Here is a 19803-nt window from a genome sequence, read left to right as displayed (position 1 = left end):
AGGAGAACTAAATAAAATGAACATTCGTCCTTTACATGATCGCGTGATCGTTGAGCGCCTAGAAGAAGAAACCAAATCTGCTGGCGGTATTGTATTAACTGGTTCTGCGGCTGAGAAATCAACCCGCGGTAAAGTTGTTGCAGTGGGTAATGGCCGTACTCTAGATAACGGTGATGTGAGAGCATTAGAAGTTAAAGTCGGTGACACTGTGTTATTCGGCTCATATGTTGAAAAAGCTGAAAAGATCGAAGGTCAAGAGTACCTGATCATGCGTGAAGACAATATTTTAGGCATTGTAGGCTAAAGCTACTTTTCGTTTAACAAACATTCAGAATTCAAAGGAAATTAATCATGGCAGCAAAAGAAGTACTTTTTGCAGGTGACGCACGCGCTAAAATGCTAGCTGGCGTAAACATCTTAGCAAACGCAGTTCGTGTAACTTTAGGTCCTAAAGGCCGTAACGTAATCCTAGACAAATCATTTGGCTCTCCAGTGATCACTAAAGATGGTGTATCAGTGGCAAAAGAAATCGAACTTGAAGACAAGTTTGAAAATATGGGCGCACAAATGGTTAAAGAAGTTGCATCTAAAGCAAACGATGCAGCCGGTGACGGTACAACTACTGCAACAGTATTAGCACAGTCAATTGTAAACGAAGGCTTAAAAGCGGTTGCTGCGGGCATGAACCCAATGGACCTTAAGCGCGGTATTGATAAAGCAATCATCGCAGCTGTTGCTGAGCTAAAAGAACTTTCAGTACCATGTGCCGATGCAAAAGCAATCGCTCAAGTGGGTACTATTTCAGCTAACTCTGATAAAGAAATTGGCGACATCATTGCAGAAGCAATGGAAAAAGTAGGCCGTAATTCAGGTGTAATCACTGTTGAAGAAGGTCAATCACTTGAAAACGAACTAGATGTTGTTGAAGGCATGCAGTTTGACCGTGGTTACTTATCTCCGTATTTCATCAACAACGCAGAAAAAGGCGCTGTTGAATTAGATAACCCATTTATTCTACTTGTAGATAAAAAAATCTCTAATATTCGTGAGTTGCTACCTACATTAGAAGCCGTTGCTAAAGCAAGCAAACCATTACTTATCATTGCTGAAGACCTTGAAGGCGAAGCACTAGCTACTCTAGTTGTTAACAACATGCGCGGTATCGTTAAAGTATCAGCAGTTAAAGCACCTGGTTTTGGCGACCGTCGTAAAGCAATGCTACAAGATATCGCAGTATTAACTGGCGGTACGGTTATCTCTGAAGAAATCGGCCTTGAACTTGAAAAAGCGACAGTTGAAGATTTAGGTACTGCAAAGCGCGTAGTTATCACTAAAGATGATACAACTATCATCGATGGTGCAGGCGAAGAAGCTGGCATCAACGGTCGCGTTGCGCAAATCAAAGCACAAATCGAAGAAGCAACATCAGACTACGATAAAGAGAAACTACAAGAGCGCATGGCTAAACTTGCCGGCGGTGTTGCGGTAATCAAAGTAGGTGCTGCTACTGAAATAGAAATGAAAGAGAAAAAAGACCGCGTTGAAGATGCACTTCATGCAACTCGTGCTGCGGTTGAAGAAGGCGTAGTGCCTGGTGGTGGTGTTGCACTAGTACGTGCAGCAAGCAAACTTATTGATTTAGTTGGTGACAACGAAGATCAAAGCCACGGTATCAAAGTAGCACTACGTGCTATGGAAGCACCACTTCGTCAAATCGTTACCAACGCAGGTGACGAAGCGTCTGTTGTTATTAACGCAGTTAAAGGCGGCACAGGTAACTTTGGTTACAACGCAGCAACTGGCGAATACAACGACATGATTGAAATGGGTATCCTAGATCCTACAAAAGTAACGCGCTCTGCACTACAATTTGCAGGCTCGATTGCTGGCCTTATGATCACCACTGAAGCAATGGTAGCTGAAATCCCAAAGGATGAAGCTGGCGGCGCTGATATGGGAGGCATGGGCGGCATGGGTGGTATGGGCGGCATGATGTAATTCATCTCCTAACCATCTAGCTAAAATAAAAACCCAGCTTCGGCTGGGTTTTTAGCTTTAAGAGCAACGATAAAGTAGCAAATAAAATGACTCCAGCGTATTGCAGTGCTTTTTAACTGTATGCCAAAACCATACTCAGAGTTAATTTTATTTATAAGCCATAATTAAGGATATTAAGATGAATAAAAAGCCTGAACTGATCATCTCGTCACTCGATGCTGATAGATTGTATGATTTAATGGAATCATTACCAGCAGGAAGCTTTGCTGGCGAAAAAGAACTTGAAGCTGAACTTGGCCGCGCAACAATCGTTGAGCCAAAAGATGTGCCTTCGACAGTGGTTACTATGAACTCAACGGTAAACTTTATCGTTGAATCGACCCAAGAAGAATTCACTAAGACCTTAGTGTATCCAAAAAATGCTGATGCAAGTGCTGATAAAATATCAATTTTAGCACCAGTAGGTAGCGCCCTACTTGGTCTATCGCAAGGCGATGAAATTGAATGGCCAAAACCAAGTGGCGGTCTCATAAAAGTAAAAATAAAAGCAATCACTTATCAGCCAGAACGAGCCGGTGAGTTACATCGATAATATTTATGTTATTAAAAACCCAGTGAAAGCTGGGTTTTGTTTTTAAAGATAATAAGTTTAAAACCTAGCGCCAGCCACACGTAAGTCCAGATTTATCGGGAAAAGCTTTCTGACTGAAGTCAGACCTACGGATAAATCTAGCACCGCACTTAACGTACCAGTCTTTTGTCCTCGGGTTATATTTTCTTATATGCTAAAAAGCATCTTTAAGCACTGCATTATTTCAAGGTAGGACAATGACAAACATAAAACAGCATATAGGTAGCATGGCATTAGTTGTAGGGAATTATGATGATGCGATTGCATTTTACACTCAAAAACTGGGGTTTGATTTAATCGAAGATACTGATCAGGGTAATGGCAAACGCTGGGTATTAGTATCACCACCTAACTCTAATGGCACTAATTTATTACTCGCACAAGCAAGTACTCAACAGCAGTTAGAGGCTGTGGGCAACCAAACTGGGGGCCGAGTGTTTTTATTTTTACATACCAATGACTTTTGGCGAGATTATGAATTAATGCAAAAAAATGGCGTTAACTTTAATGAACAGCCCCGCGTAGAAGAATACGGCACCGTTGTGGTATTTGAAGATTTGTATGGTAATAAATGGGACTTACTACAATTAAATTAAAAGCAGTCTGTGAGAGGTCACTAATCGCGATAAATCACAACCTACTGGCGCTTAATATGGAACCTCTGGTTGACTTGATATTGTTCAATTAACCCTCATTAACTAACTATTAGTAACCATATTAAAAACAAATGGATTTATTAAACAAAGTTAGCATTGAAACATTATTAGTTCACCTTGGTGTAGTGACGTTATTGTTACTGGTGATATTGTGGTCAATGGTAAAAATAGTTGTGTGGGGTAAAACCATGTCACGAGGGGCTTTTTTATTTTTGTCGTTCTTTCCGCTTATTTCGTTATTCCCTATTCCACCCCCGCAATTTGAGAATGTACAAAAAGCCAAACAAGAGCAACGTAAACGCAAAGAAGACTCCGGCGATCCACCAGAAGAGGACGAAGGTGAAGCATCGCGCTGAGATTCTCAGCTAACGATGCTTGAAAAACACTATCAATGAATCACATTATTGCTGACTAATTTGATATAAACGCTGTGCTTGGCTATTTGAATCTTTGCTGACGCTACGAAATTCTTCAGCATCACTGGCATTTTGCACAGAGATCTCACGAATTCGCTCTGCCAAGTTTTTCACATTTTCGGTTACCTGTGATTGCTCTTCAGTCGCTACGGCAATGCTTGATGAACGCTCTTTAATATCATTAAACGCGGTAACAATACTTTCATACTGTGCACGTGTTGTTGCTGAGCGCTCGTTCACTACTTCAGAGTATTCACGGCATTGCCCAATAACGTTAACCCCTCGACTAGCGGCTTCTTGCAATTGGCTGATCATGGTTTCAATCTCGCCAGCCGATTGCTGAGTACGATGTGCCAAGGTTCTAACTTCATCAGCCACTACCGCGAAACCACGTCCTGATTCACCTGCTCGAGCGGCTTCAATGGCAGCATTAAGCGCAAGTAGATTAGTTTGTTCTGAAATATTCATGATCACATCAAGCACCGAGCCCACTTGTTTTGAGTCTTGTGCAATCCGTGAAATGGCATCTGATGATTCCGTTAATTTATCAAATAATAACTGGATTGATTCGGCATTCTTCTCAATAACATCAAAACCAGAATTCACTAAATCAGCTGATTGCGTAGTAATATCTGCAACGCTCAAAACATCTTGTGAGGCTGATGAGGCTGCTATCGACATTTCATGAATTGCCTCAGCCAACATGTTGTTTTCTTCCATCAACTCTTGGGTACGAATTTGGCTGTTATTACTTAAGGTATCCATCGCTTCAGCGTTGTTTTTAACCGCAGCGGCTTCTGCTTGGATCTGTTCTAAAATCTTAATCAGATGATCGCCATAATCATTAATCGCTTCGCATAAGTGGCTCATTTCATCACTTCCGCGCACCGCCAGTTTTGAATTCGTGCGACCTTGCACCAACATTCTAACTTGCTCTGTGGTGGTGTTAATTTGCTGCACCAGGCGATTACCAAAAATCAGTAATACTGATACAAAAGCGAGAATAAGGGCGATAAATGAACTGTATAAATAATAAGTGAGGGTGTTAACGGTTTTCTTGGCAATTGCGGCAGGAATAATAACCCCGGAGCGCCAATTTTGCTCTGCCAATGAGTAAGTTACTAAAATAGATTCGTCATTATTAACCACACCACTGGCAAATTCAGCAACAGTTGTATTACTGTTTTGCAAGGCGCTGACCAACGGCTTTAAGCTACTGTCTTTACTGGCAACCTGAGTAAGGCTCATCATTGCTAAATTAGTATTGCGTATCGATGGAATCGATACCAGTTGCTCGGCGCTATCTAAAATAAAGTTATAGGTGCCCGTAGCATTGTTCTCTGCGATCAATGAGCTTTCGATAGATGCCAGTTCAACGTCTAAAGTGGCAACCCCCCAAAATTGGTTATCACGGATTATTTTCACGGAACAGGTAACCATCGGTACATTCGATACCGTGTCTACATAAGCTTCGGACCAAACGCACTCACCCCGATTAGCGTTAATGGCATTTTTATACCAGGTTTCTTGTTGATACGCGCTGCTGTCGGGCTGGTTATAATCATCTAAAAGTTTATATTGGCCATTACCTGTTTTCGCCCAGAAAAGAGATGCCTTTGCTGCTGAAGGCAGCATTTTATTCGGCTCAGGCCAAATACCACCACCCGCAATACCTTTGCCACTTGCAATCAAAGGAGCAATATTTTCAATAAAGGCCGCTTGCTGCAATGGCAAAGTCTCGGCTACCACGGCTAAGCTTTGCGTTAAGGTGGCACTTTTAGCTAAATCTTTTGCTAACGATTCGCCGATCACCTTTGCTTGTAATTTTGCGCTGGATATAGCGTCATTTTTAATGATTGGCGTAACAACTAGCTGCATTATTCCTGACAGAATAATTAAAGCAAACAACAGCAGCAGAAAACTCCCTAGGTACATTTTTTTTTGTATCAACATCTTCTTTTTACCTCAGTAGTAAATAATAGCCGCGCAAATTAGAGTATAGGGACTGTGCTGTATTTAGCAAAACGAGTTCCTAAAAATAGTGACCAAAAAGTATATTTAACCGCTATTTACCATTAATGAGCTGCCTAACAATAGCAAATAAATCACTTGGCAACATGCCGCGCTCCCCTTCGCGTTCTGCCAAAATATCGGCTGCTTTAGCGTGCAATGTCACACCGTAACATGCGGCTTGATCAACAGCGAAACCTTGAGCAAGTAACGCACCTATGATGCCGGTAAGCACATCACCACTGCCACCAACGGCAAGCGCTGGATTACCATTTTCGCACAACCAAGTTTGCTGCCCGTTGGCGATCAGGCTACCCGCGCCTTTCAGCACACTGGTACTGGTATAACGTTTAGCTAAATCCGTAGCAGATTGAAAGCGATTTGCTTCAATCTCAGCAATTGAAACTTTCATTAGCCGTGAGGCTTCACCAGCATGCGGGGTTATTATGCAATTTTTAAGGCGATACTCTAAAGCATGCTTAGCCAACAAATTTAAGCCATCAGCATCAATAACTAATGGTAAATTATTTGCTAAGCAATATTGTATAACCTGCTCAAATGCGATTTGCGCCCAACTATCCTGACCAAGACCTGGACCAATAATGACACAATTTGCCCATGCAAGGGCTGCGGATAAACTGTCGCAACTGACCATTAATTCAGGGCGACCACTACTAACGACTTGTACACTGCTTTGATGAGTATAAACACGCACCATTGCAGCGCCTGTACGAAGTGCTGCTTCACTTGATAAACGAATGGCCCCGCTAGTACCTTGATTCCCACCGACGCATAACAACTTGCCGTGGTTCCCTTTATGGCTATTGCGACTTCGTGCAGCAAGTGGTTTAAAACTAGTGATATTGATAAGTGTTGCGCTAGCATCCACTAACTTGGTAAATGATTCTGCGATCCCTAAATCATTAAAAATGATTTTTCCTGCAGCACTTCGCCCGGCACCGGTTACTAAGCCTTGTTTAATCCCCACAAAAGTAACGGTAATAGTAGCCTGAATAGCGATGCCAAGTGGCTGCCCGGTGTCGGCGTCTATGCCTGAAGGTAAATCAATTGCCACTATTGCGCTAGGTTGCGCGTTGGCATCTTCAATCATCGATAAAAATGGCCGACGAACTTGACTATTAATTCCGGTACCTAACAAACCATCAATAATAATATCGGCATTATTGAGGCGACCTTGCGTGTAACTTTCAACTTCGCCCCCCAATGCTTGCCAACGTTGCTGAGCTGTAAGCGCATCCCCGGTGAGATGTCTACTGGTATCGGCTGCAAGTACAATGACTTCCTTACCGGCTTGCTTGGCAAGGCTTGCCACAATATAGCCATCGCCCGCATTATTACCATAACCGACCAGAATAAAGTAGCGCTGAGCATTCGGAAAATGCTCGATACACTGCGAGAATACCGCATGCCCTGCGCGCTCCATCAAAGTGAACATGCTAACGCCTGCCAAGGTCGCTGCTTTTGCTTCGTGCTCCCTCACCTGCTTTGCCAAAAATAGTTGCTGTGCTAGGCCTTGATTCTGCATATTGATCCATAATAGAAGACGGGCTGTTTACTTAGACTATTAGCCACAGCTGCTAGCGTCAAGGAATGTCGTCACCAACATTTTCAGGCTAATTTAGGAGGTATACTTAGGAAGGATGGTCTTTTCGTTTGCTTTTGTTGCTGCATTTAGCAACTTTAATAAAAAACGGCGCGCAATTTACATTGCGCGCCGTTTTTTAAAACTTACTAATTAAGTGAGTTTATTCTGCTTCCGGCAGGTTACGGCCGTAAAAGATTTCTTGCATTTCACGTGTTAATTTAGAACGAATTGCTTCTTCTTCGTCTTCAGATAAATCACTCGTAGTAACACCAAATAAATAAGTATTTAGGTCTGTTTCTTTTAGCATCATCTTAGTGTGGAACAAGTTTTCTTGATACACATTCACGTCCATCATTTGGTACGCTTCTTTGGTATCTTCGGTCATGTAGTTTTGAATTGAGTTGATCGCATGATCGATATAGTGCTTAACACCATCTACGTCACGGGTAAAACCACGCACTCGGTAGTCAATTGTTACAACATCTGACTCTAAGCTATGAATTAGGAAGTTTAACGCTTTTAATGGCGAAATAATGCCACAGGTTGATACTTCGATATCGGCACGGAAAGTACAAATACCATCATCAGGGTGAGCTTCAGGATAGGTATGAACGCAGATGTGGCTTTTATCTAAATGAGCAACAACTGTTTCAGGTAATGGTCCTGGTGCTTCATCAACTTCATAAGTTTGCTGCTGCTCAATTGGCTCTTCTGAGATCAGAATTGTTACACTAGCACCTTGAGGATCGTAATCTTGACGCGAAACATTTAAAATATTCGCACCGATAATGTCTACTACTTCACCTAAAATATCGGTTAGTCGATCAGCACTGTACTGTTCGTCGATATATTCAATATATTCTTTACGTTGTTGCTCAGTCTTTGCATAGCAAATATCGTAAATACTAAAGCTTAAACTTTTGGTTAAGTTATTAAAGCCATGAAGTTTAATTTTATCGAAGGGTTTGTTCATGATAAACCAACCTATAAACAAGTGAAATCTGCCAGAGCAGAATGAAAAGTTCGCGGATTTTATACGAATTTCACCTCAGGAAAAAGCGTTATTTTCCCTGTTCTTGTATAACTTCGTGTGTGTGGGTAATTTCTACTGTTTTATCAAGCATTAATGCTACTGAACAATACTTCTCTGCAGATAGTTGAACGGCACGCGCAAGGTGCTTTTCTGAAACGTTATCGCCAGTCACAACAAAGTGTAAGTTAATCTTAGTGAATACTCGCGGAGCGGACTCTGCGCGTTCAGCACTCAATTGCACTTGCACATCTGAAAACTGTTGTTTAGCTTTTTTTAGAATACTGACTACATCAACCGATGAACAGCAGCCAACTGACATTAATACCATTTCCATTGGGCTTGGTGCGGCGCTATCGCTACCAGCATCAAACACAACATTGTGGCCAGAATTAGAACGCCCTAAAAAAGTATCGCCTTCAACCCATTTCACATTCGCTTGCATTTTATTACTCTCAAAGAAGTTATTTCCTTGATTGTAAGGAAGTCACACGCAGTTGCAAATTAAAAACGATGTATTCAGGCACTTTCGACAACTGCGCTATCAAAGAGGTTTTTTACCAATGCGGCAAATTCATCGATAAATGCATGTTGCTCTATTGTCACTTGATTACTGGTGACGCTGCTGAGGACTTCTTGTAAGTCGTATACAATGCCATCTACTTCACGCACGATTTGACTACGTTGTTCAGTAGAAAGCTCTGTGTGTTGCTGGCATAACAACATAACATTTTCAGCAATATCATCTTCTATTAGCTCCATAATAGTAGGAGCGCCTGGTTTTATTTCGCCGGACTTCTCAAATAATGCTAAATTTTGAGTAAGATACATGATGAGGTCATCATATCCTTGCCTATCTAAAACCATAATTATCCACACCTAATTAAAACGACTGTATTGATTTAAGCAGAAAGCGCTTTTAATTGCTACCTTTGAGCATTAACCAATACAAAAAAAGCAGCCTTGGCTGCTTTTTTAGTTATTTATTACTATTTGACCAAAATCGATTAATCGATTTTTAAGCCAGGGCTTAATGTTGCTGGCATTGCTACTTTTTCAAGTTCAACAGAGGCAACTGGGTATGCGCAATAATCAGCTGCATAGTAAGCACTTGCACGATGATTACCTGATGCACCAATACCACCAAAAGGAGCTGCACTTGAGGCACCGGTGATTGGGCGGTTCCAGTTAACAATACCAGCACGGATACGACGTAAAAAATGGTCGTAATCTGCCGCATTATCACTGAGTAAACCCGCAGACAAACCAAAGCTGGTATCGTTGGCTTTATCAATCGCACTATCAAAATCTGTAAAGCGGAATACTTTTAATAGTGGACCAAAGTGCTCTTCATCTGGGAAGTTAGCAACATCTGTGCACTCAATAATACCAGGCGTTACAAAACCTGTATTTTCAGTATGCTTAAGCTCAACCAATACTTCAGCACCAAGCTCAACGAGTTGTTGCTGTGCTTTTACCATACCAGCGGCCGCAGCTGATGAGATCATCGAGCCCATAAACGGTTGCTCTACATCATCGTAGTTGCCCACTTTGATGGCTTTAGTCGCGGTAATTAAACCGGCTAAAATTGCATCGCCTTGCTCACCTGCTGGTAAAAACAGCTTGCGTGCACAGGTACATCGTTGGCCACTTGAGATAAATGCTGATTGAATAATATCGTGAATAACGGCTTTAGTATCAGCAACATCAGTAATAATCAGTGGATTGTTACCACCCATTTCTAATGCTAAGATTTTACCTGGTTGACCGGCAAACTGCTCATGCAGAATATGGCCTGTGCGTGATGAACCGGTAAAGAATAAGCCATCAATACCTTTGTGAGCAGCAAGAGCCTTACCTGTGGCTACTTCGCCTTGTACTAGGTTAATAACCCCTGCTGGTAAACCTGCTTTTTCCCATAACTTAAGCGTTAGCTCAGCAACAGCTGGAGTTAGCTCCGATGGTTTAAACACCACGGTATTGCCCGCCAAAAGTGCAGGCACAATATGGCCATTAGGTAAATGACCAGGGAAGTTATAAGGGCCAAATACCGCCACTACACCATGTGGTTTATGGCGGATCATTGCACGACCTTGCGGCATTGGGTTTTCTACGTCGCCAGTGCGCTCTAAAAATGCTTTTTCAGAGATAGCTATTTTACCGACCATAGCACCCGCTTCAGTGCGAGTTTCCCATAACGGCTTACCCGTTTCTTGGGCTATTACAACAGCAAGCTCTTCGCTGTGCTCTTTTAGGGTTTCGGCAAAAGTTTTTACAATCGCTAAACGTTCTGCAAATGATTTATCAGCCCAGCTATAAAATGCTGCACGCGCAGAGTTAACAGCGGTGTCTACTTGCTCACTAGTGGCTGAGTTTGCTTGCCAAATAATTTCGTTATTGGCTGGGTTTACTGAATTAAATGCATCGCCTAGGCCTTGTGACCATTGACCATTAATAAATTGTGCAGGATGAGTCATGTACTTTCTCCTAAATTATATACGTGTTGCGGTAACTATATCGCCAGCTTGTAAGTGCAGTGCATCGGCCATTGCCTGTGGCAAAGTCAACTCAGAGCTTGTTTCATCAAGGTTTAGTTGTGCAACGGTTGCTCTAAAATCATTGAGTTTGTCATTCGCTAGCATGATAGCCGTCTCGCCGCTGTTTTCACCGATTTTTACGGTAAAGTTTTTGGCATTACGAATAGTTGCAATATTATCTACTTTTGCTTCTACCGTTGGGCCAGCATCAAAAATGTCAACGTAGCCATTAAAGGTGAAGCCTTCTTTTTTCAGTAGTTCAATCGCAGGGCGCGTATTATTGTGCACCTTGCCGATCACGGCTTGCGCCTCTTTACTTAATAAGTTGACGTAAATTGGGTACTTTGGCATTAGTTCAGCAATAAACACTTTTTGGCCAATACCGGTTAAGTAATCAGCTGTTGGAAAATCCATCGAGAAAAAGTGTTCTTCTAACCATTGCCAAAATGGACTACTGCCGTGTTCGTTAGAAACACCGCGCATTTCTGCAATTACGGTTTCAGCAAAGCGTTCTTGGTGCTGCTTGATAAACATAAAACGTGCTTTTGAAAGCAGCTTACCGTTATTATTTTTACGGTAACCATCTTTTAAAAACAGCGTACAAAGCTCAGTTGCTCCAGTGTAATCATTACACAAGGTTAAAATATCAACCGCTTTATAAACATTCAATGTACGAGATGAATGAATCGCTTTACTTAAATGATAGTGATAAAACGCATCATCTAAACCAACCGCAGCTTCAATTGCTGAGGTACCGACTACTTCACCTGTTTCGCTATCTTCAAGAACAAACAAGTAACCTTCATCACCCGGATGAGATGCACTTTTTGCGAATGAGCTTATTGAATGAGCTATCTTCTTTTGTAATAACTCTTCGTTATTAGGTAAAGAGGTAAAACCATGTCCTGATTCGTGGGCAATTTTCAATAAAGCTGGGTAATCACATTGCTGGATTGGGCGAAGGATCATCATGAGTCCGCTTGCTCCCTTATAAATAACGGTAAATTAAGAATATTAGGGCAAGCTTGCTACTTGCCCTTATTATGATTAGAGGTGTTGATTAACCGTTCACAACGTTGGCTACGGCTTTTTCAAAGCGTGCCATCCCTTCACGGATATCCGCTTCAGGGATCACTAAAGATGGAGTAAAACGCACCACATCGGCACCCGCTACTAACGACATCACACCTTCAGCGGTTCCTGCTACTAAAAACTCTTTAGCACGACCTTTAAACTGCTCATTAACCACAGCACCAATTAATAAACCTTGACCACGAATTTCCGAGAAAACGTTGTACTTATCGTTAATTGCAGTTAGTAATTCATTAAACAATGCTGACTTTGCTTTTACGCCAGCTAATACTTCTGGTGTATTCACAGTATCAAAGGCTGCTTCACCAACAGCACATGCCAACGGATTGCCGCCATAAGTAGAACCATGAGTACCTACTTTAAGGTGCTTAGCAATCTCTGTCGTGGTGATCATTGCACCAATTGGAAAACCGCCGCCAAGTGCTTTTGCAGTAGTTAAAATATCAGGTACTACATTTAACCCTTGGTATGCGTAAAGATCGCCAGTACGACCGACACCAGTTTGTACTTCATCAAAAATAAGCAATGCGTTATGTTTAGTACATAACTGGCGTACACCTTGAGCAAACTCGTCAGTAGCAGAGATAATGCCGCCTTCACCTTGTAATGGCTCCATCATTACCGCACATGTGTTATCAGAGATTAGTGCTTCAAATGCGGCTAAATCGTTATAGTCACAATGTACGATATCTCCCGGCTTAGGACCAAAACCATCAGAGTAAGCAGCTTGACCGCCCACGGTTACAGTAAAGAATGTACGGCCATGGAAACCTTTATTGAAAGCGATGATTTGCGATTTTTGCTCACCAAAATTTTCAAGCGCAACACGACGCGCTAATTTTAGTGCGCCTTCATTTGCTTCTGCGCCTGAGTTGGCGAAATATACTTTTTCAGCAAATGTAGCATCTACCAATTTTTTAGCTAAACGAAGTGCTGGCTCATTAGTCATTACATTTGATAGGTGCCAGATTTTTTCGCCTTGCTCTTTTAATGCTTTAACCAATGCTGGATGACAATGACCTAGACAGTTAACAGCGATACCACCGGCAAAATCGATATATTCACGACCTTGCTGATCCCATACACGTGAGCCTTCGCCACGAACAGGAATAACGCTTGAAGGTGCGTAGTTAGGAACCATTACTTGATCAAATAATTCGCGATTGACTGTCATTTTATATCCTCTTAATTGTGATCCTACAGAAAGTTTAAAAAATAGGCTTGATGATAGACTGTTGTACCATCTCCTTTGGCGTAAATCAGCATAGCTCACATCGCCAAAAAATACTCTCTGGTTCAATTTTCAGATAATCATTATTTCAGAGTTTTTCGTTATTGTCTCTTATAAAACTTTCATGTAGCCCTTGTTATTAAAGGCTTTGAGATATAATTTCAGAGATAGTGAATAACTATCTGAATAACGAATTATGGGGTTGTTTATTCTATATCGCTGCCCCACCACCCACCAGGCAGAGCTTTGCAAGATAAAATATGGGTAAGAGTAGATATTAATGATGAATGAATAGTCGTAAAAAAATTAACAAAAAATTTATGAAATAAGGGCGTGTTGACCTTTCAGGATTAAAATTTGTTCAAATTAGGGGCGATTTAATCACGGCGCGAGATTTGTAACCTAGTGGGCTAAGTAAAAATTGAGCAAAGCTTCCGCGTCCTGCTCACGCCCCTTACTTACATCCATGTAAGTAACAAAGAGTTAATCGCCCCTAGGAAGAACCCTTCGGGCAGCGCGTGTTTGGCATTGATGCTGCGTTATCGCCTATTTATGGGGAACAACCACACTACATAGGCTCTGCCTTGCCTAAATACCAAACACACTGCTGCAAATTCAACCTCGAAAGATAAACACGCCCTAGTCAATTTTAATATGAAAGTGCTGCAAATTGGTTTTTTCAAGCTGTTCTAGTTCCTGTTTTGATAACCCAACGTAATCAAACCAGAGTGATTTTTCATCACTTTCCACCAGCTGATGTTCGCTCAAAGTAACACATTGACTATAACAACGTGCCTTTTGCATTAACATTGCTAATGGCAATAGTGAATCCCCTTTGGACACACCATTAATCAACTGCGATAACACAGCATTAAAAGGTAAATACCGAAACGCCATTTTATCAATCACCGTCGCCGTGACTTTTAGCGCATGCTGATTAAGTAAAGTACTTAAAAATAACGGATCAGGTTTTAACTCTAACAATGCGGTGTGAAGATCTTTATGTTGGTCTTCTCGGGCAAGGGTTACTTTGCGCTGCCACACTCGTTCGAATGTGCGTAAATAGAGTCGAATCAAAGCTATCTTGCCAACATCGAGTAACATACCCAAAGTAAATGCATGTACTTCATTAATACCATTGAGCTTAGCCAACTCTTGCGCCGCAATCGCGCAAGCCATTGAGTTATCGCGTAGGCGACGCTTTAATAATGGAAATGGTTCGGTGCTGTGTGGCATCCAATGACGTACCGCAAAGGTAGGCACTACAAACTGTAAGTTGTCTAAACCAATATAACGCAGAGCTAAAGAGGGATTATCAACTTTTACCGAAGTATGTTTATTGCGCTGCGCGCGATAATAAGGCAAATTCACAAAGGCAACTAACTCACGTCCTAACCAGGTTAAATCTTTAACTAATGGCTCAAGGCGTCCTACCGATGCTGATTTTACCGCAAGTATGTCTAAAATCGCGGGGACATTATCTTCAATACCAATGGTTTCATGTAGTACCGTATCAATATCGGCTAACTGCTTGTTCATGGCGGTATCAATAACTTGATGTAACTGCTGGCTGGCTTGAGCGCGGTACTTATGATGCGAAGTACTGGAGAGTTTACGTATTTTTTGCGCAGCAACTTCAACCTCAAGTAAGGTACGCTGCTTTATCGCTTCACCATAATTTATATCTAGAGTATGAATATAGCCAATTTGACGTTGCGCAAAGCTATGTCCAAGCAACAAGTCATGGGCTCGCTGCTCTAATGCCTTAGCTGTCCTTTGTTGGCGTATTTCATCTGTCATTAATGGTTATCTTTTATAAATAAATTAAGGGAAGCTACTAGGTTTGTTAGCATAAGCCTAGAACCGAGTTAAAAAGTTAGCAAGTAATTCAAGTCCTCGCTGCGTTAAAATTGCCTCTGGGTGAAATTGTACCCCCTCTAACGCTAAGCTATTATGAACTAAGCCCATTATTTCATCTAACTGGCCACTTTCAGTTTCGGTCCAAGCGGTGATCTGCAACTCATCAGGAATGCTATCTTGTTCAACAACCAACGAATGATAACGACAAACTGTTAATGGATTTGGTAAGCCGGCAAATACACCTTGATTAGCATGATAAATTGGCGAGGTTTTACCATGCATCACTTGTTTTGCCCTAACAATGTTCGCACCTAGTGCTTGTGCTATTGTTTGATGACCTAAACAAATACCTAAAATTGGAAATTGACCTTTTAATTGCTCAACAAGCTCCAAAGATATACCCGCTTCATTTGGTGAACATGGGCCTGGAGATATCACGATATGCTGAGGGTTTAACTGGGCAATTTGACTAACCGAGATCTCATCATTGCGCTTTACTAGCACCTCTTGATCTAAACGTTGAAAATACTGTACCAAATTGTAGGTAAACGAGTCGTAGTTATCGATCATTAAAAGCATGTAATAAAGCACTCAAAATAGAAATTGTTTGCAGGCAACTGCCTGCGTTCATATTCTAACTTAAGCCCGCACGAGTGTCAGTGTTTTGTATTCAGGCAAAGGGAAATTACTTTAATAACGATAATACTGAGCTTGATGTTGATTTATTTTAAATCAGCCCAAGCTCTATTGTATTGGCAAAACGCCTCAGAGCATTTAATTTGACTAAAACCCATGCGTGTTTATCTATCGAGATTAATATGTAACACGCTTTAATAAGGAGCGACCTATGTTAGGCGAAGATCATTCATTAACTAAAGATTTCCCTGAATACCAAAGCACTATCACTAAGCTCAACACTGATAATGAAGAGTTCGCGGCAAGGGCAAAGCAATACAATGCAATTGATAAAGAAATCCGTGTCCTGGAGTTACAAGATGCCCCTATTGATGATGAAGCAATGCATCAATTAAAACACGATAGAATGGCATTAAAAGATTGGCTCCATCAGCAATTAGCTGATGCTGCCAACTAATAATTATATTATATATATCTGGCGCTTATTTAAAACTAAGCGCCAGCACTGAGCCTTAACTCCCTTTCACTCATCCTATTTGCCTAAAATTACATCCATTATGGTGCAAAAGCATTGCTATTCGTTTAGCTTAGAGACAAGCTATCTTTATCTAAGTTAAATAACATTATATTTTATGTGCAAATACATACTCTCGATTGACCAAGGAACTACGAGCTCTCGCGCCATCTTATACACCAAAGATGCCGAGGTTTTTGGCACAGCCCAACAAACTTTCCCGCAGCACTTTGTGCAAAATGGTTGGGTTGAACACGATCCTGTAGATATTTGGCAAACCGTATTCGCGAGCGTTAAAAACGTATTGGCGCAGCAACGGGTAACGGCTGCCGACATTATTGCCATAGGCATTGCTAATCAACGAGAAACCACCTTAGTGTGGAGTAAAAAAACCGGGCAACCTATTTACAACGCGATTGTGTGGCAAGACCGACGCACTAGCCAGTACTGTGATAGTTTGCGCGATGCTGGCCACAGTAAAATCGTCAATGATAAAACCGGCTTATTACTCGATCCGTACTTTTCTGCCACCAAAATTCGTTGGATCTTAGATAACGTCACTGGCGCTAAAGAGCAAGCACACGCAGGTGAACTGGCGTTTGGTACGGTAGACTCCTACTTACTATGGCAATTAACCGATGGTAAAGTACACAAAACCGATGCAACCAATGCCTCTCGCACATTACTGTTTAACATTCACCAGCAATGCTGGGATGAAGACTTACTCGCCTTATTTGATATTCCAGCCTCGATGCTACCTGAAGTAATGGACTCAGCGGCTGACTTTGGTGTTACTAGCAGCGAGTTATTTGGTGGTAAAATTCCAATTAGCGGCATAGCGGGTGATCAGCAAGCAGCTTTAATTGGCCAAGCTTGTTTTGAAGAAGGTATGGCAAAAAGCACCTACGGAACAGGCTGTTTTTTAATGCTTAACACCGGCGATAAAGCACTAAAGTCAAACAATCGCTTATTAACCACCATCGCATATAGACTTAACGGCAAACCTACGTATGCCATTGAAGGCAGTATTTTTATGGCAGGTGCCACCATGCAGTGGATTGTAGAGGGCTTGAAATTATTAGAAAGCGCGGGAGAAAGTGAAGCCCTCGTCAAAGGTGTTCCCTTAGATCATGGGGTATTTTTAGTGCCCTCTTTTACAGGTTTAGGCGCTCCCTATTGGGATGCCAATGCCCGAGGTGCTATTTTAGGGCTTACTCGAGATTCAGGTATTAGTACGATTGTCGCTGCAGCTTTGCAATCAGTGGGCTATCAAACTAAAGATTTACAAAAAGCGATGGAAGGGGATGGCTTGCGCCCCAGCATCTTGCGCGTTGACGGCGGTATGGCTAATAATAATTGGGCTATGGAGTTTTTAGCTAATATTTTAGGTGCGAGTGTTGAGCGCCCCACCTTAACCGAAACCACCTCGCTTGGCGTCGCCTATTTAGCAGGCCTGCAAAGTGGTGTTTATGAATCAACAGCGCAACTGGCAACTATGTGGCGATGTGACCGCCGCTTTGAGCCAACTATGAGTAGCTTTGAGCGTAACGATTTATATGCAAAATGGCTACATTGTATTGCGCAAGTGACGCTTGCTAATAATCCGCAGAATGACGGCTAATCGCGTTAATATAATCTGGCATTAACAACTAACTTTAAGGTTCACCCGTGCAGTTACTCGATAACGAATATGATTTACTTGTCATTGGCGGTGGCATTAATGGTGCTGGTATTGCAGCAGATGCAAGTGGTAGAGGCTTGAAAGTATTATTGTGTGAGCAAGACGATTTAGCCTCAGCCACCTCATCAAACAGCAGTAAGCTTATTCATGGCGGGCTGCGCTATTTAGAGCACTATCAATTTAGGTTAGTAAAAGAAGCATTGCTAGAGCGTGAAGTGTTATTAAAAAAAGCACCGCATATTATTTGGCCGCTCTCGTTTAGGCTTCCTCATCAGTCACATTTGCGGCCGCCATGGATGATCCGCCTAGGATTATTTATTTACGACCATCTAGGAAAACGAGACACGCTACCCGCTTCCAAGTCGATTATTTTCACAAAAGACAGTGTGCTGAATGCATCAATTACACAAGGGTTTGAATATGCTGATGGCTGGGTAGATGACGCGCGTTTAGTGATCTTAAACGCCCTTGCCGCCGAACAACACGGAGCAACCATAGCAACACGTACTCGTTGTATCAAGGCACAGCGCAATATTGAACATTGGGATGTAACTCTAGCGCAACAAACGACCCAGCAGCAACTACAAATCAAAGCCAAATGCATTGTTAATGCCGCAGGCCCTTGGGTTGCTTCATTGTTTGATAATGTATTTATTCAGCCATCACCACAGCATATTCGCTTAGTCAAAGGCAGCCATATCGTGGTGCCACGTATTCATCACGAGCCATGTGCCTATATTCTCCAAAATGAAGATCAACGTATTGTTTTTGTCATTCCCTTTGAAGATGACTATTCTCTCATTGGCACTACTGATGAAGAATATGCCGGCAACATTAAAGATGTAAAAATTAGCAAACAAGAAATTAGTTACTTAATCAATATTACTAATCATTACTTTAAAACTCCGATTGAAGCGACTGATATAGTACATACATTCAGTGGCGTACGGCCATTACTCGATGACCACTCAGCAGATGCTCAAGCTGTCACCCGCGATTATAAGCTGATATTAAATAATGATGATAATCAGGCTGCTTTGTTAAGTGTGTTTGGCGGAAAAATAACTACTTATCGAAAACTGGCAGAAAATGCTGTGGACAAACTCGCGCTATTTTATCCTCATATGACTGAAGCGTGGACAAAAAGCGCGCCGTTACCAGGCGGAGATTTTAGTGAAAAAGCGACGTTAATAACGCAACTACAAGTAAAATATAATTGGTTGCCTGAGTTATTATTAAATAGGCTGGTACGCTCCTATGGCACGCTAACTAATGCACTGCTAGGTAATTGCAGTGCATTGGCTGACTTAGGTTGTCATTTTGGCCATGGTCTATACGCTCAAGAAGTCGATTACCTAATTAACAAAGAGTGGGCAAAAACCAGCGATGACATATTGTGGCGCAGAACAAAGCTCGGGCTACGCTTTAGTAAAGCGCAAGTCACCGCTTTAGATAACTACTTGCGCACCTTAAATTACTAACTACACATTAAGAAGCTGCAATAAAATGCTCATTTAAGGCTGCTTTTTCAACACGAGATAAAGCTTGCTTAGCTTTAGTGGCAAAGTCGTAACGTACCAGCACTGTTTTACCTATTGCGCAGCATTTATCTTGCTGCCATGCCTCTTGGCGAAGCACAAATGAGCTGCTGCCAATATGCTCTACCGATGTTTTAATACTTACTTCATGCGAGTAAAACAACTCACCTACAAACGACACCTCAATTTTAGCAATAATAAGCTTCCAATCGTGAGGATTTAAATCGGGGGTAAAAAATTTAAAAATAGGTGCACGTGCGGCTTCAAACCAAACAGGGAGTACGGTATTGTTGATGTGTCCGAGTGCATCCGTTTCGCTAAAGCGCGGCATCACTTTTTCAGTAAACATAATAATCCAATAATAATT

Annotated in this window: 19 protein-coding genes; 8 read left to right on the top strand and 11 right to left on the bottom strand. The window is 41.8% G+C overall.

The features are described 5' to 3' along the window. Window positions 1-16: 16 nt before the first annotated feature. The 5 genes from PSR9079_RS03740 (at window position 17) to PSR9079_RS03720 (ending at window position 3641) form a co-directional block, all read left to right on the top strand. On the top strand, window positions 17-304 hold the full coding sequence (locus PSR9079_RS03740) for a co-chaperone GroES (protein WP_054204533.1): 288 nt from the start codon (window positions 17-19) through the stop codon (window positions 302-304). 47 nt (window positions 305-351) lie between these two features. Beyond that, entirely contained in the window at window positions 352-1998 is a 1647-nt protein-coding gene (groL, locus tag PSR9079_RS03735; RefSeq protein WP_149980489.1) for a chaperonin GroEL, read from the top strand. Window positions 1999-2176: 178 nt separating this feature from the next. Next, window positions 2177-2590 (top strand): nucleoside diphosphate kinase regulator, encoded by a 414-nt coding sequence (rnk, locus tag PSR9079_RS03730; RefSeq protein ID WP_145238060.1) that lies wholly within the window; start codon window positions 2177-2179, stop codon window positions 2588-2590. Between the two features lie 236 nt (window positions 2591-2826). Next, window positions 2827-3225 (top strand): VOC family protein, encoded by a 399-nt coding sequence (locus PSR9079_RS03725; protein WP_149980488.1) that lies wholly within the window; start codon window positions 2827-2829, stop codon window positions 3223-3225. Between the two features lie 131 nt (window positions 3226-3356). Further along, complete coding sequence (locus PSR9079_RS03720) at window positions 3357-3641, top strand: hypothetical protein (RefSeq protein WP_149980487.1); 285 nt, start codon at window positions 3357-3359, stop codon at window positions 3639-3641. Window positions 3642-3686: 45 nt separating this feature from the next. Here the strand turns inward: PSR9079_RS03720 and PSR9079_RS03715 are convergent, their stop codons facing one another. The 10 genes from PSR9079_RS03715 to PSR9079_RS03665 form a co-directional block, all read right to left on the bottom strand. Beyond that, window positions 3687-5579, bottom strand: coding sequence for a methyl-accepting chemotaxis protein (locus tag PSR9079_RS03715; RefSeq protein WP_246175486.1), 1893 nt, complete (start codon window positions 5577-5579; stop codon window positions 3687-3689). 187 nt (window positions 5580-5766) lie between these two features. Continuing rightward, entirely contained in the window at window positions 5767-7257 is a 1491-nt protein-coding gene (locus PSR9079_RS03710) for an NAD(P)H-hydrate dehydratase (RefSeq protein ID WP_149980485.1), read from the bottom strand. 220 nt (window positions 7258-7477) lie between these two features. Next, window positions 7478-8290 carry an adenosylmethionine decarboxylase gene (gene speD / locus PSR9079_RS03705; protein WP_145238045.1) on the bottom strand — a complete coding sequence of 271 codons (813 nt, stop codon included), beginning with the start codon at window positions 8288-8290 and terminating at the stop codon, window positions 7478-7480. Window positions 8291-8378: 88 nt separating this feature from the next. Beyond that, window positions 8379-8792: an OsmC family protein gene (locus tag PSR9079_RS03700; RefSeq protein ID WP_145238042.1), complete on the bottom strand. Its 414-nt coding sequence runs from the start codon at window positions 8790-8792 to the stop codon at window positions 8379-8381. 74 nt (window positions 8793-8866) lie between these two features. After that, window positions 8867-9214, bottom strand: a complete 348-nt coding sequence (locus tag PSR9079_RS03695; protein ID WP_149980484.1) for a DUF3802 family protein — start codon at window positions 9212-9214, stop codon at window positions 8867-8869. A gap of 140 nt (window positions 9215-9354) precedes the next feature. After that, window positions 9355-10824, bottom strand: coding sequence for a succinylglutamate-semialdehyde dehydrogenase (gene astD, locus PSR9079_RS03690; RefSeq protein WP_145238036.1), 1470 nt, complete (start codon window positions 10822-10824; stop codon window positions 9355-9357). Window positions 10825-10839: 15 nt separating this feature from the next. After that, on the bottom strand, window positions 10840-11856 hold the full coding sequence (gene astA / locus PSR9079_RS03685) for an arginine N-succinyltransferase (protein WP_145238033.1): 1017 nt from the start codon (window positions 11854-11856) through the stop codon (window positions 10840-10842). 88 nt (window positions 11857-11944) lie between these two features. After that, window positions 11945-13150: an aspartate aminotransferase family protein gene (locus PSR9079_RS03680; RefSeq protein WP_149980483.1), complete on the bottom strand. Its 1206-nt coding sequence runs from the start codon at window positions 13148-13150 to the stop codon at window positions 11945-11947. Between the two features lie 696 nt (window positions 13151-13846). Further along, window positions 13847-15007, bottom strand: a complete 1161-nt coding sequence (locus tag PSR9079_RS03670; RefSeq protein ID WP_149980482.1) for an HDOD domain-containing protein — start codon at window positions 15005-15007, stop codon at window positions 13847-13849. Between the two features lie 57 nt (window positions 15008-15064). Next, window positions 15065-15646: an anthranilate synthase component II gene (locus tag PSR9079_RS03665; protein ID WP_149980481.1), complete on the bottom strand. Its 582-nt coding sequence runs from the start codon at window positions 15644-15646 to the stop codon at window positions 15065-15067. A gap of 268 nt (window positions 15647-15914) precedes the next feature. Here PSR9079_RS03665 and PSR9079_RS03660 point away from each other — a divergent pair, with 268 nt between their 5' ends. The 3 genes from PSR9079_RS03660 to glpD all read left to right on the top strand — a co-directional run bounded on the left by PSR9079_RS03660 (window position 15915) and on the right by glpD (window position 19379). Beyond that, complete coding sequence (locus PSR9079_RS03660) at window positions 15915-16160, top strand: HP1242/YdcH family protein (RefSeq protein WP_145238021.1); 246 nt, start codon at window positions 15915-15917, stop codon at window positions 16158-16160. A 175-nt stretch (window positions 16161-16335) separates the two neighbouring features. After that, entirely contained in the window at window positions 16336-17838 is a 1503-nt protein-coding gene (gene glpK / locus PSR9079_RS03655) for a glycerol kinase GlpK (RefSeq protein ID WP_149980480.1), read from the top strand. A 47-nt stretch (window positions 17839-17885) separates the two neighbouring features. Next, complete coding sequence (gene glpD / locus PSR9079_RS03650; RefSeq protein ID WP_149980479.1) at window positions 17886-19379, top strand: glycerol-3-phosphate dehydrogenase; 1494 nt, start codon at window positions 17886-17888, stop codon at window positions 19377-19379. A gap of 7 nt (window positions 19380-19386) precedes the next feature. Here the strand turns inward: glpD and PSR9079_RS03645 are convergent, their stop codons facing one another. Continuing rightward, window positions 19387-19785, bottom strand: coding sequence for an acyl-CoA thioesterase (locus PSR9079_RS03645; RefSeq protein WP_149980478.1), 399 nt, complete (start codon window positions 19783-19785; stop codon window positions 19387-19389). Window positions 19786-19803: the final 18 nt, after the last annotated feature.

The organism is Pseudoalteromonas rhizosphaerae, from assembly GCF_902498845.1.
In the GTDB taxonomy this organism is placed as follows: domain Bacteria; phylum Pseudomonadota; class Gammaproteobacteria; order Enterobacterales; family Alteromonadaceae; genus Pseudoalteromonas; species Pseudoalteromonas rhizosphaerae.
The sequence above is the reverse complement of the archived record's forward strand: the minus strand, read 5'-3'. Positions and strand labels throughout refer to the sequence as shown.

Bases quoted from the DNA above. Each gene is read 5' to 3' on its own strand.
- PSR9079_RS03725 (WP_149980488.1), top strand. From the start codon at position 2,827: ATGACAAACATAAAACAGCATATAGGTAGCATGGCATTAGTTGTAGGG.
- PSR9079_RS03660 (WP_145238021.1), top strand. From the start codon at position 15,915: ATGTTAGGCGAAGATCATTCATTAACTAAAGATTTCCCTGAATACCAA.
- PSR9079_RS03740 (WP_054204533.1), top strand. From the start codon at position 17: ATGAACATTCGTCCTTTACATGATCGCGTGATCGTTGAGCGCCTAGAA.
- PSR9079_RS03715 (WP_246175486.1), bottom strand. From the start codon at position 5,579: ATGCAGCTAGTTGTTACGCCAATCATTAAAAATGACGCTATATCCAGC.
- PSR9079_RS03645 (WP_149980478.1), bottom strand. From the start codon at position 19,785: ATGTTTACTGAAAAAGTGATGCCGCGCTTTAGCGAAACGGATGCACTC.
- rnk (WP_145238060.1), top strand. From the start codon at position 2,177: ATGAATAAAAAGCCTGAACTGATCATCTCGTCACTCGATGCTGATAGA.
- PSR9079_RS03670 (WP_149980482.1), bottom strand. From the start codon at position 15,007: ATGACAGATGAAATACGCCAACAAAGGACAGCTAAGGCATTAGAGCAG.
- groL (WP_149980489.1), top strand. From the start codon at position 352: ATGGCAGCAAAAGAAGTACTTTTTGCAGGTGACGCACGCGCTAAAATG.
- PSR9079_RS03680 (WP_149980483.1), bottom strand. From the start codon at position 13,150: ATGACAGTCAATCGCGAATTATTTGATCAAGTAATGGTTCCTAACTAC.
- PSR9079_RS03665 (WP_149980481.1), bottom strand. From the start codon at position 15,646: ATGCTTTTAATGATCGATAACTACGACTCGTTTACCTACAATTTGGTA.
- astD (WP_145238036.1), bottom strand. From the start codon at position 10,824: ATGACTCATCCTGCACAATTTATTAATGGTCAATGGTCACAAGGCCTA.
- glpK (WP_149980480.1), top strand. From the start codon at position 16,336: ATGTGCAAATACATACTCTCGATTGACCAAGGAACTACGAGCTCTCGC.
- astA (WP_145238033.1), bottom strand. From the start codon at position 11,856: ATGATGATCCTTCGCCCAATCCAGCAATGTGATTACCCAGCTTTATTG.
- PSR9079_RS03700 (WP_145238042.1), bottom strand. From the start codon at position 8,792: ATGCAAGCGAATGTGAAATGGGTTGAAGGCGATACTTTTTTAGGGCGT.
- speD (WP_145238045.1), bottom strand. From the start codon at position 8,290: ATGAACAAACCCTTCGATAAAATTAAACTTCATGGCTTTAATAACTTA.
- PSR9079_RS03695 (WP_149980484.1), bottom strand. From the start codon at position 9,214: ATGGTTTTAGATAGGCAAGGATATGATGACCTCATCATGTATCTTACT.
- PSR9079_RS03710 (WP_149980485.1), bottom strand. From the start codon at position 7,257: ATGCAGAATCAAGGCCTAGCACAGCAACTATTTTTGGCAAAGCAGGTG.
- PSR9079_RS03720 (WP_149980487.1), top strand. From the start codon at position 3,357: ATGGATTTATTAAACAAAGTTAGCATTGAAACATTATTAGTTCACCTT.